This window comes from Sporosarcina ureae (genome assembly GCF_029267015.1).
In the GTDB taxonomy this organism is placed as follows: Bacteria; Bacillota; Bacilli; order Bacillales_A; family Planococcaceae; genus Sporosarcina; species Sporosarcina ureae_D.
In genome coordinates, this window is the sequence record NZ_JARIEA010000027.1 from 1 (window position 1) to 15,010 (window position 15,010).

Sequence of the window (15,010 nt, forward strand, 5' to 3'; positions counted from 1 at the left end):
AAAATAACCGCATGACTTTTTTTATATCTAATTTATCATTTTTCTTGGAATTATTGTAGTATATGAAAGATTTGGATGAATCGTTCATAAACTTATGTGAATTCACACAAAATATTGAATAATCCATTGACGAATAACGTAGTAAAGGGTACGATTACGTATAATTATTACCTTTTCTGAATATAGCGAAAAAGTGATAGAACATAGTATAGGGGGATTTAAATGAAGAAACGTTGGATGACTTATGCAGCAGCACTATTCAGTATTTTGCTCATTTTGGCTGCATGTGGTGGAAAAGAGGAGTCATCTGATTCAGCAGCAGATGATAAAAATGACGACAAAACAAGTACTGAAGAAAAATACACAATTGGTGTTACACAAATTGTAGAACACCCATCTTTGGATGCTGCATTTGAAGGGTTCCAAAAAGCAATTGAAGATGCAGGATTAAATGTCGAGTATGACAAACAAAATGCACAAAATGATAATAGTTCCAACTCAACGATTGCAAATAACTTAGCGGGTGCAGGAGTGGACTTGGTTTTTGCTAACTCTACACCAAGTGCTCAAGCAGCAGCTAGCGCGACTCAAGATATTCCGATCATCTTCACATCTGTAACTGATGCAGTAGCTGCAGAACTTGTTGCATCGAATGAAGAGCCTGGCGGTAATGTTACGGGCACGACGGATAATCATCCGGATGCAATTCCAAACACAATGAAATTTTTGAAAGAAAATCTAAGTGCGAAAAAAGTAGGAATGATCTTCAACTCAGGAGAACAAAATTCCCGTTTACAAGTAGACCACGTGAAAGAAATTCTTAAAGATATGGATATGGAAGTGGTAGAAGCATCTGTTGCAACTTCAGCAGACGTAAAACAAGCAGCTGAATCTTTGATTGGTTCAGTAGACTCGTTTTATATCATTACAGATAATACTGTGGTATCAGCACTTGAATCAGTTATTTCTGTTGCGAATGACAATAGAATTCCAATGATGGTTGGTGAATTCGATTCAGTGAAACGTGGCGGGCTTGGAGCATACGGCTTTGAATACTATGATATCGGCTATGAAGCTGGTGAAATGGCAGTTAAGATTCTAAAGGGAGAAGAAACTCCTGATTCAATGCCTGTCCAGTTACCCCAAAATTTGAAATTAGTAATGAATGAAGAAACAGCAAATGCAATCGGCTTGAAGATTCAAGAAGATTGGAATGCAGAAGTTGTAGAATAAATTCAACTAGGAGATGATCTTGCATGTTTTCAGCTGTATTTGGCTCAGTTGAGCAGGGTATCATCTATGCGATCATGGCACTCGGAGTGTAACTAACATTTCGGGTGCTTGATTTTCCAGATTTAACAGTGGACGGAAGTTTTGTAACAGGTGCAGCCGTAGCGGCTACGATGATTGTTTTTGACTATCATCCACTTGTTGCAACACTTACCGCGATTGTGGTCGGCTTTTTTGCTGGATGTATAACCGGTTTATTACATACCAAAGGAAAAATCAATCCACTTTTATCCGGAATTCTCATGATGATAGCTCTTTACTCGATAAACCTTCGGATAATGGGACTGACTACCGAAAATTCAGTAGGCCGCCCAAATATTCCGCTTTTAAATTCAGAAACGGTTTTTAGCAAGTTCCAAGTTTTCTGGAGTAGTCTTGGAGTTGATGACGCAATCAATGGCTTCTTGTCGGGACTTGGTATTGAACATTTACCTTCAACTTGGGGAACATTGATTTTGATGATTTTAGTTGTGGTTATTATTAAGTTTATTGCGGACTGGTTCTTGCAAACCGAAGTTGGTTTGGCAATCCGTGCAACGGGCGACAACAAAAAGATGATTCGCAGTTTCTCTGCAAATACGGATACACTCGTTATTCTCGGATTAGGAATTTCTAACGCATTAGTAGCTTTCTCAGGTTCATTGATTGCACAATACGGGAAATTTGCCGATAACGGAATGGGAATTGGTATGATTATCATCGGGTTGGCATCTGTTATTATAGGTGAGGCAATCTTCGGAACAAAAACCATCTTCCGTACAACATTAGCGGTAGTGATTGGTGCCGTGATTTACCGTATTGTACTAGGATTATCACTGCGTGTGAAAATTCTAGATTCTGGTGATATGAAATTGATCACAGCCGTTATCGTAATTGCCGCATTGATTATTCCACAAGTTCTTGAGAAAAGACGAGAAAAGAAGCGTAAAGCGAAAAGGCAAGCTGAACGGATAGCGAAGAAATCGTTACGAGGAGGTCATAGCGTTGTTGAAACTGGATCACATCAATAAAGTGTTTAATGAGTCGACTCCGGATGAAAAAGTAGCGCTGGACCAGATTAATCTGCATCTAAAGCCTGGAGATTTCGTTACAGTAATAGGCAGTAACGGTGCGGGCAAGTCAACGATGATGAATATGATCTCAGGTGCATTATCACCGGATTTCGGTTCCATTTATATTGATAATAAAGATGTCACCCGTTTGGCAGAATATAAACGTTCCAAAATGATTGGACGAGTATTCCAAGATCCGATGTCAGGTACAGCACCTACTATGACGATCGAAGAAAATCTGGCAATGGCCTATTCACGTAATAGACGCCGTTCTTTGCATCGAGGAGTGGATAAGAAACGGAAAGATTTATTCCGGACATCCCTTGAGACGTTGCATTTGAATCTTGAAGATCGAATGACGGCTAATGTAGGATTGCTGTCAGGCGGTGAGCGTCAAGCGCTGTCATTGCTTATGGCGACTTTCACACAACCATCTATTCTTTTACTCGACGAGCACACGGCTGCACTCGATCCATCGCGTGCAGAGCTTATCACGGATTTAACCAAGAGATTAGTTGAGAAAGATCAACTAACAACATTGATGGTAACGCATAATATGCAGCAGGCGCTTGACCTTGGAAATCGTTTGATTATGATGGATAAGGGACAGATCATCCTAGAAGTGGAAGAAGAACAGAAGAAGCACTTAACGATTGCAAAATTGATGGATGAATTCCAGCGCATACGTGGTGAACAACTTACTAGTGATGCCGCACTACTTTCTGTATAAAAGAAAGCCCCTGTTTCCGGTTTGGAAACAGGGGCCATTTTTGTGTTAGGCAAGCTTTGCAATATGTTTCTTGATTTCATATACCCAATCGAACGGATCTTTTTCTTTACCTGTTTGGATATTTGTTAATGTGTTATACAGTCGAGTGGAAAGATCACCCGTTTCACCGTTACCGATAATCATTTTATAACCGTCCCAATTCAGTTCACCGACCGGGGAAATAACAGCAGCTGTACCTGTACCGAAGACTTCTTCTAGTTCACCGCTTTCGTAAGCAGATCGGATTTCATCCATCGAGATTTTGCGCTCTGCCACGGGTACACCCCAGTGTCGTAGCAATTGCAAGATTGATTTTCGTGTAATACCCTCGAGGATGCTGCCGTTGATTGCGGGTGTCACAACTTCACCGTTTATTTTGAAGAAGATATTCATGCTTCCTACTTCTTCAACGTATTTACGCTCTGTGCTATCGAGCCATAAAACTTGTGAGTAACCTTGTTTATCTGCTGTCTCCTGAGCCTTTAAAGCGGATGCATAATTACCAGCTGTTTTGGCGCTACCAGTTCCACCTTTTGAAGCTCGCACGAATTCATTTTCCACAAGGATTTTGACTGGATGAATTCCTTCTTTGTAGTAAGAACCAACAGGAGACAAAATCATGTAAAATTGATATTTCTTTGCGGGTGCTACGCCTAGGAAAGCTTCAGTTGCAATGACGAATGGACGGATATACAATGACGTTCCTTCTAGTGTAGGAATCCAATCCTGCTCGATTTGCAATAACTGATTAAGAGCGTATAATGCGTTTTCTTCATCGATCCGCGGCATGCATAAACGGTCAAGTGAGTAATTCAAGCGCTTCATGTTTTGATCGGGACGGAATAAACGAATAGTTCCTTCCTTGGAACGATATGCCTTCATTCCTTCAAAGACCGTTTGTCCGTAATGCAGAACGATTGCAGCAGGATCAAGTGCTAATGGAGCGTAAGGAGTAATGCGATGATTATGCCAACCTTTGCCTTCCTCATAGTCTATAATAAGCATGTGGTCTGTAAATGTCTTACCGAAAACTAAAGTGCTAGGGTCTGGCTTTTCTTTTTTATTTTGTGCAAGTTGAATTTGCATTGGTAATCTCGTCATAATCATCAAATCTCCTTAAAATGTAGAATATTCCGAATATTTAAGTCCGAATAATGTAATTATACTGCTTTTTCAAGAAAAATAAAGCAAAAAGTTTGACGAATAGTAAAATAATTTAAGAAAGGATCATGATCTTATGAAAAAAATATTGATTATCGGCTCTGGAATCGTCGGTACTTCTGCTGCGTATCATTTATCTGGGCAACATGCAGAAGTTGTATTGATCGATAGACAAGAACCAGGTCAGGCGACGAAAGCCGCGGCAGGCATTATTTGTCCTTGGGCATCCCAGCGGCGAAATAAAGCATGGTATGCATTGGCATCAGCTGGTGCTGCATATTATCCTGAATTCATTCGTTCATTGGAAAACCATGGTGAGACCGATACAGGGTATAAGAAAGTAGGGGCCTTGGCGATTCACACAGATATAAAGCGGTTAGAGAAGAAAGTCGAATTGCTGAATAAAAGAAAAGAACTCTCACCCGAGATCGGTGAAGTGGAATTACTAGACGCAGAGCAGACAGCAAATTATTTTCCTGTTCTGTCTAGAGAGTATTCAGCAGTTCGTATTACAGGCGCAGCCAAAGTAGAAGGGGATAAACTTCGCGATGCATTGGAACGTGTTTCAGTCAAACGTGGTGTGCAAAGTATAAAAGGCTCCGCAACACCTTATATAAAAGAAGGGAAAGTCTGTGGTGTCAGAGTGGATGGAGAAATTATAGAAGGCGATCAAATCATCTTGGCAGCAGGTGCATGGGCAAGTGAATTTATAAAACCTTTAGGTAAGAATCTACAAGTAGCTGGACAGAAAGCGCAAATCCTTCATTTACAATCCAATCAAAATACGTCGGGCGAATGGCCGGTCATTATGCCACCGAACACTCAGTACCTTGTACCATTCCAAGACGGAAAATTCGTGGCAGGTGCGACACACGAAGAGACAGACGACTTTAATATACAGCAGACAGCTGGCGGTATACTTGGGGTATTGACGCATGTTTTACCTATTGCACCTGCACTGAGCGAAGCGGAATTGACTGAAGTCCGAGTGGGTATACGTCCGCATACACCGAATTTTATGCCAGTGATTGGCCAATTGCCAGACCACCCGCAAATTTGGATTGCTAATGGTCTTGGATCATCTGGCTTAACAGTCGGCCCGTTTCTCGGCAGGCTTTTATCCCAGCTAGTACTGAATCAAGAAACAGGATGGGATTTGGAAAGCTACTCCATTGACCAAATAATTGCTGAAGAGCATTGAATAAAGTGCGTATAATGACTATTATGAATATATAGCGATTGATCGGTCAGGGGGAAGATTTTTATGAGAAGATATGTTTCATATTCGGAGGAAGTAAAAGAAGCGATGAAATACGGCAAGCCGTTAGTCGCATTGGAATCCACAATAATTACGTATGGTATGCCATATCCGGAAAATGTAAAAGCTGCACGCGAAGTTCAGCAGATTGTGCGTGATCACGGAGCGGTTCCGGCAACTATTGCCATTATGGATGGGAAAATTAAAATAGGGCTATCCGATGAAGAACTGGAACGTTTCGGTGATAGCAAAGGTGTAGTTAAAGCGTCCAGACGCGATATTAGTTATTTGATTGCGACTAAAAAGCCGGGGGCAACAACGGTTGCTGCATCAATGTTTTTTGCAGACTTGGCGCGAATCCGCGTGTTCACGACGGGAGCCATTGGTGGCGTGCATAGAAACGTAGAACAAACGATGGATATTTCTGCTGATTTAGAAGAATTCGCACGCACCAGTGTTGCAGTTGTTTGTTCCGGAGCGAAATCTATTTTGGATCTTGGCAAGACACTTGAATACTTGGAAACGAAAGGTGTACCTGTGATGGGGTATCAAACGGATATTTTCCCTGCATTCTATACAAGAAGCAGTGCACATCATGTAGACTATCGAGTAGACGAAATCGATATGATGGCAGAGATGTTACGTGTTAAATGGAATCTAGGCTTGGAAGGTAGTGCAATTATCGCCAATCCGATACCTGAAAAATATTCTATGGATCAAGAGTATATGGATGGATTGGTTTCAGATGCGCTTAAAGAAGCTGAAGAATTGGGCATTAGCGGAAAAAATCTCACGCCACATATGTTAAAAAGAGTTCAGGAAATGACAGGCGGTAAAAGCCTCGAAGCCAATATCGCGTTGGTGAAGTCAAACGCAGAACTGGCTGCAAAATTGGCAGTGAGTTTTAACGGTAATTAATAAGGATAGGTTGTGTAGCATTGAAAGTAGTATCTTGGAACGTGAATGGTATTAGAGCATGTGTGAAAAAAGGCTTCAGTGACTTTTTTGAACAGGCACAAGCAGATATATTTTGTGTCCAGGAAATCAAATGCCAAGAAGGACAAATCGATCTTTCTTTCGATGGCTATGAATCTTACTGGAATTATGCAGAGAAAAAAGGATATTCGGGTACTGCAGTGTTTACGAAGAAAACACCACTGTCTATACGCTATGGATTGAATGATCTAGATCACGAAGTAGAGGGACGAGTATTGACGCTAGAATTTGAAGAGTTCTTTCTCGTCAATTGCTATACGCCCAATTCACAACGGGACTTGGCACGATTATCATTTCGACTAGGATGGGAAGATGAATTACTTCAGCATTTACAGTTGCTTGATGCCATCAAGCCCGTCATCTATTGCGGAGATTTGAACGTAGCGCATGAAGAAATCGATATTCGTAACGTGAAATCCAATATTGGCAATTCAGGATTTACGAATGAAGAGCGTGGGAAAATGACTCGGTTGTTAGAGGCTGGATTCATTGATACATTTCGCTTTATGAATCCGGATCTAGAAGGAAGTTATACGTGGTGGTCTTATATGCGCGATGTACGTGCACGAAATATCGGCTGGCGGATTGATTATATTATCATTTCAGAACGCCTTCAGTCAGCTTTAGAAGCGACAGCCATTCATTCAGAAATTATGGGCAGTGATCATTGTCCGATTTCGGCGGAGCTATCTCTATAAAATGTAAAAGAGCAAGTGCATATAGCACTTGCTCTTTTAATTATAAAGATTTCATTCTGTGGCAGGGAAAATTACACGTCTTTTTCCTGCATACATCCCACTGATGAATAAGATGGTCGCAACAATGGTGAATGTATAGAGTGGCGCATTCCATGAACCAGTGAAGTCATGAAGCATACCAAACAGTACAGGACCTACGGACGCGAGTAAGTATCCGATCGATTGCGCCATCCCGGAAATAGAAGCCGCTTGGTCTGGTGTGTTGGTACGTAAAGTGAAGAACATCATAGCGAGTCCAAATGCTGAACCGCCTCCAAGACCAATGAAAATCATCCAAAGTGCAGTCAGGCTTTCGCTTCCGAACTGTACACCGCCGTAACCAATTAAATAACAAGCGAAAACAGCTACGACAAGGATACGTTGATCACGTACTTTATCAGCAACCACCGGTATGATAAACATCATAGGCAATTGTGCGAGCTGGACAAGCGCTAACATCCATCCAGCAGCATCAGCGGTCATACCATTCGTTTGCAACACAACGGGAATCCATGATGCTGTCGTATAAAATAAGAAAGATTGCAGTCCCATGAATACCGTTATGCTCCAAGCTAGTGGTGAACGCCAAATAGGAAGGGCAGGTTTCAACTTCGTGTTTTGTTGAACAGATTTGATAACTTCTTTCTTTTTGCTAACTTGCGGAATCCATACGATGATGGCTAGTAATGTAATGACTCCCCAAATTCCAAGTGCGCCTTGCCAGCCATACACTGTTTCATTGGCAATGGGAGAAGCGATACCAGAAGCAAGTGTTGCAGATATACTCATAGACACTGAGTACAATCCCGTCATCAATCCGATATGTAAGGGGAAGCTCAGTTTAAGAAGACTTGGCAATAGGACGTTTGCAAATGCGATTCCTACTCCAATTAAAAATGTACCGATTAGTAGCAATGTGCTAGTACCGACAGAACGCATGATGATTCCTAGTAATAAAATAATCATTGCATAGAAAAGCGTTCTAGACATGCCGAATCGTTTTGCAATCCGTGGTGTAAAAGGTGATACAATAGCAAATGCCAGTAGTGGTATGGTTGTTAGAAATCCTGCTAATGAGTTAGAAATTTGTAGTTGATCACGAATGTTACTGATAATAGGCCCGACAGAAGTTAGCGGAGAACGGATAGTAGCGGCTAAAAATAAAATACCTGCTAATAACACCCACTGACTCTTCGGGAAATGTAAATGTTTACTTGGTCGATCTTTTTCCATTGTGAAGCCTCCTGTATTCCTTGAAGATTGTTCTGAGAAGTATGTAGCCGAAGCAGCAGAAAGGAGATTCCTTTGTGGAGTACTTACTCATAGTCTTTGTAAATGTTATCACACCCATGCTGATTTTATTAGGAATTGGCGTTGTTTTACAAATAAAGTTTACTTTTAATGTTAAGGCACTAGGAAATATTCTGACATATTGTTTGATACCCGCTGCCGTGTTCATGAACTTATATCATACCGTTATTGATGTAGAAATCTTGCTTGACGTATTCATGTTTGTTGTATTATTCACGACCACTTTAATAATTACTGGCCATTTATTTAGTAAACTTTTGCGTCTGAATCGCCAGCAAACCGCCGTAATGAAGAATAGTATTGTGCTAATCAACTCAGGAAACTATGGATTACCTGTCAGTCAGCTAGTCTTTCATGCGAATCCGCTTGGAGTGTCGATTCAGATCGTTTTGATCGTCTATCAGAACTTACTGACGTATTCATATGGATTGTATAATCTCGTATCTTCCACGCAGTCGGGAAAAGACATTGCAAAACAGTTTCTTCGGATGCCGATTATCCATGCTTTGTGGCTAGGTGCTTTGCTTAACTTGGCTAATATCCAGTTGCCGCAGTTTATCGAGCTACCGATCGGTCATTTATCGGATGCTTTTATCGCCATCGCACTCATCACACTTGGCGCACAGTTAGCGCAGATTAAAGTAAAGACACTTTGGAATCGTTTGATCTACCTCAGCGCTATCGGGCGACTTATCATCTCACCAGCCGTCGCGTTGCTGTTGATCTTACTGTTAAAAATAGACGGGGTCACGGCTCAGTCACTGTGGATCGCCAGCTCATTTCCAACATCGAGAAATAGCTCAACACTGGCATTGGAATACGACGTAGAGTCCGAGCTAGCAGCCCAAATTGTCTTGTTCAACAACGTAGCTAGCAGTTTCACAGTAGGCGTAGTGATTTATCTTTCATCTATCTTGTTTTAATCAACGTATGAGAGAGAGTGTTCGTTGTATTGGGGTGGGGATTGGTACTTCAGAGGGGACGCGTGTCCTACGGGTGGGCGGTGAACCACATCCCAGCGCTACGATCGGGCGCCTCACTGATCTTCCAGGAGTCGACCCTCTTACGCTACAATCCCTTGCAAAGTAAGTAGAAGTTACTTGTTGTTGCTCATTGAAATAAGTGTTGTAAAAGGTTTTGAACTTCAGTACTTGAACTTAAAATAAGTTAAGACAAAACAATGATTGAGATACTAGCTACAGTGAGTGACCCAAGTACTCGTACTCTCAACGTAGGATGGAAGCGGAAGTTGGGGGCGACTCCCGATGGATCAGCTCGATCAGGTGAGACAACCAAAGAGAGCGTAGCGAACTGGTTGGCTCACCGCGAGCCCATGGGAAAGCGTCCCCCAATTGGAGCTTCCATCCCGAACCACTCACTATTAATTCTCTCTCAAAACAACATCTCATTCCAATTCAGCCCAACTTTTTGTCGAGAATATGTCTATATGCTTGCTAAGTTAAAGCTAGCAAGCAAATCGTCAAATATTCGTATTGAAAAAATGTCGAATCGTGCTATACTGTTAGCATTCAGTTAAATAAGACTCATATAATCACGGGGATATGGCCCGTAAGTTTCTACCGGTCTACCGAAAATAGACCGCCTATGGGGAGAATGAAAAGCAGCTTTCTTTGTCGTTCGACAAGAAATTGCTTTTTCATTTTTAAAAGCGTACATGCCGCTCTCTCATAGTTATTATATGGGAGTATGGCATATGCGCTTTTTTTATTCGGAAAAATGAAGGGAGCATAACAGCGTGGAGTTGCTAAAAAACAAGATTCGACAAGAAGGTAAAGTATTATCAGAAGAGGTATTGAAAGTGGATTCGTTTTTGAATCATCAAATTGATCCATTATTGATGCAAGAAATCGGGAAAGAGTTTGTAAGCCGATTTAGCGATCAAAACATCACGAAAATCATCACGATTGAATCTTCGGGTATTGCTCCAGCGACGATGGCAGGAATGATATTAGGTGTTCCGGTAGTATTCGCCAGAAAACGCAAATCTCTTACATTGACGGATCACCTCTACTCCGCGGAAGTATATTCTTTCACGAAGAAGGAATCGAATGATATTTCGGTTTCGAAAGATTTTATATCAAGTGAAGATACGGTATTGCTAATTGACGATTTCCTTGCAAACGGACAAGCCGCGCTTGGATTAATAGATATCGCAAAACAAGCAGGTGCAACGATCGCAGGTGTTGGAATTGTCATTGAAAAATGCTTCCAACCGGGTGGAGATTTAATCCGAAAAGAAGGCGTGCGTTTGGAGTCGTTGGCTGAACTTCAGTCATTACAAAATGGTCAAGTTCAGTTTGTTGGGGAGGAAATGGAACGATGAAAACTACGCTGCTAGGTTTTCAGCATTTACTAGCTATGTATGCAGGCGCAGTGTTGGTTCCACTTATTGTCGGAAATGCGATTGGTTTAACACCGACACAATTGACGTATCTAGTTTCAATTGACATTCTAATGTGCGGAATCGCGACAATATTACAGATTTCCCGTAATAAATATTTCGGTATCGGTCTACCTGTAGTTCTTGGTTGTACATTTACTGCAGTAGGTCCGATGATTTTGATAGGTAATGATTACGGTATTTCAGCTATTTACGGTGCAGTCATTGCATCGGGTGCAATTATTTTCTTCATCAGCCGTTTCTTTGGAAGTCTTGTGAAGTTCTTCCCTCCAATCGTCACGGGTTCTGTTGTGACAATCATTGGCCTTACGCTAATTCCGGTCGCTATCACGAATATGGGTGGCGGACAAGGGGCTGAAGACTTTGGCTCGATGATCAATATTGGTTTATCATTCGGAACATTATTGTTCATTATTTTGATGTTCCGCTTCACTACAGGATTCTTACAATCTATAGCCATTCTAATGGGATTGGTTGTAGGTACAGTGGCTGCTGTAATGCTTGGCATGGTAGACTTTTCAAATGTCCAAGAAGCATCGTACGTTCATATTGTTACACCATTCTTTTTAGCGACACCTACGTTCCACTTGTTACCGATTGTGATCATGACTTTGGTTGCGATGGTTTCACTTGTAGAATCAACGGGGGTATACTTCGCGCTTGGTGACATTTGTGAGCAAGAAATTGATCAGAAAATGTTAGAAAAAGGATATCGTGCGGAAGGATTGGCTTCTGTTATAGGCGGTATCTTTAACGCATTTCCATACACGACATTTTCTCAAAATGTTGGTTTGATGCAGTTATCAGGTGTGAAATCACGTCGAGTAGTATTCGTTACTGCAATTATGTTGATATCCTTAGGCTTCTTGCCGAAAGTAGCAGCTTTAGCAACGATCATTCCACCAGCCGTTCTTGGTGGAGCAATGGTTGCAATGTTCGGAATGGTCGTTTCACAAGGTATTAAAATGTTAATTCCTGTTATCTCAAAAACTCAGGATAATGCAATGATCGTTGCATGTTCAGTCGGACTCGGTCTAGGAGTTGCAGCAGTGCCTGACCTATTCCAACAACTGCCTAAAAACGTGCAAATCTTAACGAATAATGGAATTGTGCTAGGAAGTATCATGGCTATATTCTTGAATATCATTTTTAATATGATCCCTTCAAAGAAAAAACAAATGGCTAAACTGGTAAACGAAGCAAAAGCTATGCCGCTTAGCATAAAAGAAGGACCTTCTTCGGTCTTAGTAAGTACAGCGGATCATAAATAAGAAAAGAGCGACTGCCAAAATGCAGTTGCTCTTTTTGTATTTCACAGTCGATGCTGTTCATATTGATGTTGTTTTGTTATGTTTACTAATTTCTTTAGTATATGTGGATCTATTTGCGTGTCATAAGCTGCTAACGACTCACGAAGTTGTGCTTGTGTTCTAGAACCTATCAAGGCCGACGCGACAGCAGGCTCTTTAAGGGCGAAAGCAAGAGCGTATGCCTGTAAGTCATTTGTTTCTTTAGAAAGGGCTTGAACTGTCTGCTGCAACTCGGATTGTGGATAGGATACGAAACCATTTACTTTCTTGACGCGTTCCATACTTTCATGTGTAAGCAAACCTTTTGCTAGCGTTCCTCTAGTGACAACGGATGCCCCTTTTTCTACAATCATAGAAAAGTATTCTTCAGGACGTCGATCTAGCAAGTTATACTGCATCATGACAGAAACGGCGTTGCTAGTACTCAGAAAACGATCAATTACAGTAGGTCGAATACTTGAGATACCGTATTCACGTATGACGCCTTCTCTTTTTAATGTTTCAAACGCCTCGATTGTTTCTTCAGCATCATCTTCCATCGTCCCGCCGTGAAGTTGATACAAGTCGATATAGTCGAGTTGTAAACGTCGTAAACTTTGTTTAACAGCGTCCATAATATGTGCTTTTGAAGGATCCCAAGTCCAAGAATATTCTCCTGAAATCCACTTGTTACCGGCTTTCGTCGCAATGATCAAATCTTGACGTTTTTCTTTCAACACTTTTCCTACGAGTTCTTCATTTGTTCCTTTATCGTAAAGATCTGCTGTATCGAAGTAGTTGATGCCGTGATTTACTGCTTCATCTAGTACAGAACGAGCCGCTTCGAGTTCAGTTGGTAATGACATACAGCCCAATCCGAGTTCGGAAACTAATAAATTACTAGAACCAATTGTACGCTTCTTCATGTGCCTCACTCCTTTCGTTTCATGGTACAATGAATGCGGGATATAAAACCAATGGAAAGGGTTGAGTGCTGCATGAAGTTTGAAGAAAGAACCCTCTCAACAGAGCACATCTTTACAGGTAAAATCATTTCGGTGCAAGTAGACGAAGTAGAATTGCCTGATGGAAAACTAGCCAAAAGAGAATTAGTAAAACATCCAGGTGCCGTGGCGGTTATCGCCTTAACTAAAGATAAAAAAATCGTGTTAGTTGAACAGTACAGAAAGCCTTTGGAACGAACGATGCTAGAAATACCTGCTGGCAAAATTGAGCTTGGTGAAGAACCGAAACTGACGGCAATTCGTGAGCTTGAGGAAGAGACGGGGTACCGTGCGAATTCATTCGAATATTTGCAGACGTTCTCCACTTCACCTGGCTTCGCGGATGAAATCATTCACTTATATGTAGCTAAAGAGCTGGAGAAAGTGGAACAGCCTGCTGTAGGGGATGAGGATGAATTCATTGAAGTACTAGAAGTAACTGTTGAAGAGGCAGAGGAATTCATTGCAAATGAAAGGATTTATGATGCCAAGACGGTTGCTGCTGTCTGGTATGTAAAAAACCTATAAAGGATTGAGCTATTTCTGGACGGACAAGCATATGTTATAGAAACGATGCGGAGGTGTCCTATTTATGGCTCGATCATTGTCTTTTGTGTATTTATTCGTTATACTCGCAATCAGTTATATAGGAGGGGCTTTATTATTCAGAGAGTGGCCGGTCACGTCGCTAGAGCAGATCATCGGTTTATATGATCAGCGCATAGTGAATGGATCTGAAGCAGCTTTGTGGTCACCTGTTGTGGTGACATTGAGCTTTATTCTAGTCGCCATCATTCTGTCTAAGTATAAAAGACTCCGTTTTATCACTATGTTTCTCGGTGCAATTAAATGTGCCTTCTTTGGCTTGTCATCTACCTACTTATTATCGACAGGCTTAAAATTGGTATCCTATACGATTTGGTGGTTCCCATTTCAATTAATCAGCTGTTTGTTGTTCTTGATTTTATGCTCGGTGTTGAACCCGCCTTTTTTCGCTGCACCAGCAAATAAGAAAGATCGCCCATTAACTGCCGTGCCACCATTAATTGCTTTATTGTTGATCACGCAAATATTGGAACTATCGATCTTTCATTTTATAAAGTAATGTCCACTACACACTATAATGAACTGAACCTTTCCTTTCTATTGTCATCTGGAACGACAGTTTGGTATAATGGAAACAATTTGAGGGGGGCGTCGTATGGAAAGCCGAATTGAACGAATCAAGAAGCAATTGCACGGGGCCAGCTACAAGTTGACGCCTCAGCGTGAAGCGACTGTAGCAGTTCTTCTAGAAAATGAAGAAGACCATTTAAGTGCAGAAGATGTATTTTTACTAGTAAAAGAAAAAGCACCAGATATTGGTCTAGCGACTGTATATCGTACATTAGAATTATTAACTGAACTAAAAGTTGTTGATAAAATTAACTTTGGCGATGGTGTCGCACGTTATGATTTGCGCGAAGAAGGCGCTGCGCGGTTCCACCATCACTTAATTTGTTTAGAATGTGGAACAGTTGATGAAATTCAGGAAGACCTACTTGGCGAAGTAGAAAAAGTCGTAGAAGGTCGTTATGGTTTTACGGTCAAAGATCATTGGCTAACGTTCCATGGGATTTGTAAACGTTGTAAAGTGAAGGACGAAGAGAAAGAACAAGAAGACAATGGGATGGCCTAAGCGCTATCCTTTTTTACTTTCATGTTAGAAAGGAGGAAGGTCT

The 15,010-nt window shown here is 41.3% G+C and carries 14 protein-coding genes, 1 pseudogene and 1 riboswitch; of the genes and pseudogenes, 12 read left to right on the top strand and 3 right to left on the bottom strand.

Annotated features, from left to right (window positions below; all coding sequences use genetic code 11):
• Positions 1-222: 222 nt before the first annotated feature.
• From Q7P97_RS03825 to Q7P97_RS03835, 3 genes and pseudogenes are all read left to right on the top strand, one after another.
• Entirely contained in the window at positions 223-1,233 is a 1,011-nt protein-coding gene (locus tag Q7P97_RS03825) for an ABC transporter substrate-binding protein (protein WP_303966820.1), read from the top strand.
• Between the two features lie 23 nt (positions 1,234-1,256).
• Positions 1,257-2,300, top strand: a pseudogene (locus Q7P97_RS03830) (ABC transporter permease).
• Positions 2,275-3,072 carry an ABC transporter ATP-binding protein gene (locus Q7P97_RS03835; protein ID WP_085428747.1) on the top strand — a complete coding sequence of 266 codons (798 nt, stop codon included), beginning with the start codon at positions 2,275-2,277 and terminating at the stop codon, positions 3,070-3,072. The pseudogene Q7P97_RS03830 and the gene Q7P97_RS03835 overlap by 26 nt, the downstream one beginning before the upstream one ends.
• A gap of 45 nt (positions 3,073-3,117) precedes the next feature.
• Here the strand turns inward: Q7P97_RS03835 and Q7P97_RS03840 are convergent, their stop codons facing one another.
• The gene (locus tag Q7P97_RS03840; protein ID WP_483315725.1) at positions 3,118-4,218 is read right to left on the bottom strand and encodes a branched-chain amino acid aminotransferase; all 1,101 of its coding nucleotides are present in this window, start codon (positions 4,216-4,218) and stop codon (positions 3,118-3,120) included.
• A 130-nt stretch (positions 4,219-4,348) separates the two neighbouring features.
• On the opposite strand from Q7P97_RS03840, the gene Q7P97_RS03845 reads away from it, so the two are divergent.
• The 3 genes from Q7P97_RS03845 to Q7P97_RS03855 all read left to right on the top strand — a co-directional run bounded on the left by Q7P97_RS03845 (position 4,349) and on the right by Q7P97_RS03855 (position 7,224).
• Complete coding sequence (locus tag Q7P97_RS03845) at positions 4,349-5,473, top strand: NAD(P)/FAD-dependent oxidoreductase (protein WP_303966830.1); 1,125 nt, start codon at positions 4,349-4,351, stop codon at positions 5,471-5,473.
• 63 nt (positions 5,474-5,536) lie between these two features.
• Positions 5,537-6,448 (top strand): pseudouridine-5'-phosphate glycosidase, encoded by a 912-nt coding sequence (locus tag Q7P97_RS03850; RefSeq protein ID WP_303966832.1) that lies wholly within the window; start codon positions 5,537-5,539, stop codon positions 6,446-6,448.
• A 20-nt stretch (positions 6,449-6,468) separates the two neighbouring features.
• Complete coding sequence (locus Q7P97_RS03855) at positions 6,469-7,224, top strand: exodeoxyribonuclease III (protein WP_303966835.1); 756 nt, start codon at positions 6,469-6,471, stop codon at positions 7,222-7,224.
• A gap of 51 nt (positions 7,225-7,275) precedes the next feature.
• Here Q7P97_RS03855 and Q7P97_RS03860 read toward each other — a convergent pair whose 3' ends face one another.
• A complete protein-coding gene (locus Q7P97_RS03860; protein ID WP_303966837.1) occupies positions 7,276-8,496 on the bottom strand; it encodes a CynX/NimT family MFS transporter in 1,221 nt (406 codons plus the stop codon).
• A gap of 74 nt (positions 8,497-8,570) precedes the next feature.
• Here Q7P97_RS03860 and Q7P97_RS03865 point away from each other — a divergent pair, with 74 nt between their 5' ends.
• The 3 genes from Q7P97_RS03865 to Q7P97_RS03875 all read left to right on the top strand — a co-directional run bounded on the left by Q7P97_RS03865 (position 8,571) and on the right by Q7P97_RS03875 (position 12,267).
• Positions 8,571-9,497 carry an AEC family transporter gene (locus tag Q7P97_RS03865; protein ID WP_303966838.1) on the top strand — a complete coding sequence of 309 codons (927 nt, stop codon included), beginning with the start codon at positions 8,571-8,573 and terminating at the stop codon, positions 9,495-9,497.
• 601 nt (positions 9,498-10,098) lie between these two features.
• Positions 10,099-10,200, top strand: a riboswitch (purine riboswitch).
• A gap of 130 nt (positions 10,201-10,330) precedes the next feature.
• Positions 10,331-10,918 (top strand): xanthine phosphoribosyltransferase, encoded by a 588-nt coding sequence (locus Q7P97_RS03870; RefSeq protein WP_303966840.1) that lies wholly within the window; start codon positions 10,331-10,333, stop codon positions 10,916-10,918.
• Positions 10,915-12,267: a nucleobase:cation symporter-2 family protein gene (locus Q7P97_RS03875; RefSeq protein WP_085428758.1), complete on the top strand. Its 1,353-nt coding sequence runs from the start codon at positions 10,915-10,917 to the stop codon at positions 12,265-12,267. The genes Q7P97_RS03870 and Q7P97_RS03875 overlap by 4 nt, the downstream gene beginning before the upstream one ends.
• A gap of 41 nt (positions 12,268-12,308) precedes the next feature.
• On the opposite strand, the gene Q7P97_RS03880 is transcribed toward Q7P97_RS03875, so the two are convergent.
• Entirely contained in the window at positions 12,309-13,211 is a 903-nt protein-coding gene (locus Q7P97_RS03880) for an aldo/keto reductase (protein ID WP_303966844.1), read from the bottom strand.
• A gap of 72 nt (positions 13,212-13,283) precedes the next feature.
• On the opposite strand from Q7P97_RS03880, the gene Q7P97_RS03885 reads away from it, so the two are divergent.
• From Q7P97_RS03885 to fur, 3 genes are all read left to right on the top strand, one after another.
• The gene (locus Q7P97_RS03885; protein WP_303966847.1) at positions 13,284-13,817 is read left to right on the top strand and encodes an NUDIX hydrolase; all 534 of its coding nucleotides are present in this window, start codon (positions 13,284-13,286) and stop codon (positions 13,815-13,817) included.
• 64 nt (positions 13,818-13,881) lie between these two features.
• Positions 13,882-14,394 (top strand): hypothetical protein, encoded by a 513-nt coding sequence (locus Q7P97_RS03890; RefSeq protein ID WP_303966850.1) that lies wholly within the window; start codon positions 13,882-13,884, stop codon positions 14,392-14,394.
• A 96-nt stretch (positions 14,395-14,490) separates the two neighbouring features.
• Complete coding sequence (gene fur, locus Q7P97_RS03895) at positions 14,491-14,967, top strand: ferric iron uptake transcriptional regulator (protein WP_085428762.1); 477 nt, start codon at positions 14,491-14,493, stop codon at positions 14,965-14,967.
• The last annotated feature ends 43 nt before the right edge of the window (positions 14,968-15,010 follow it).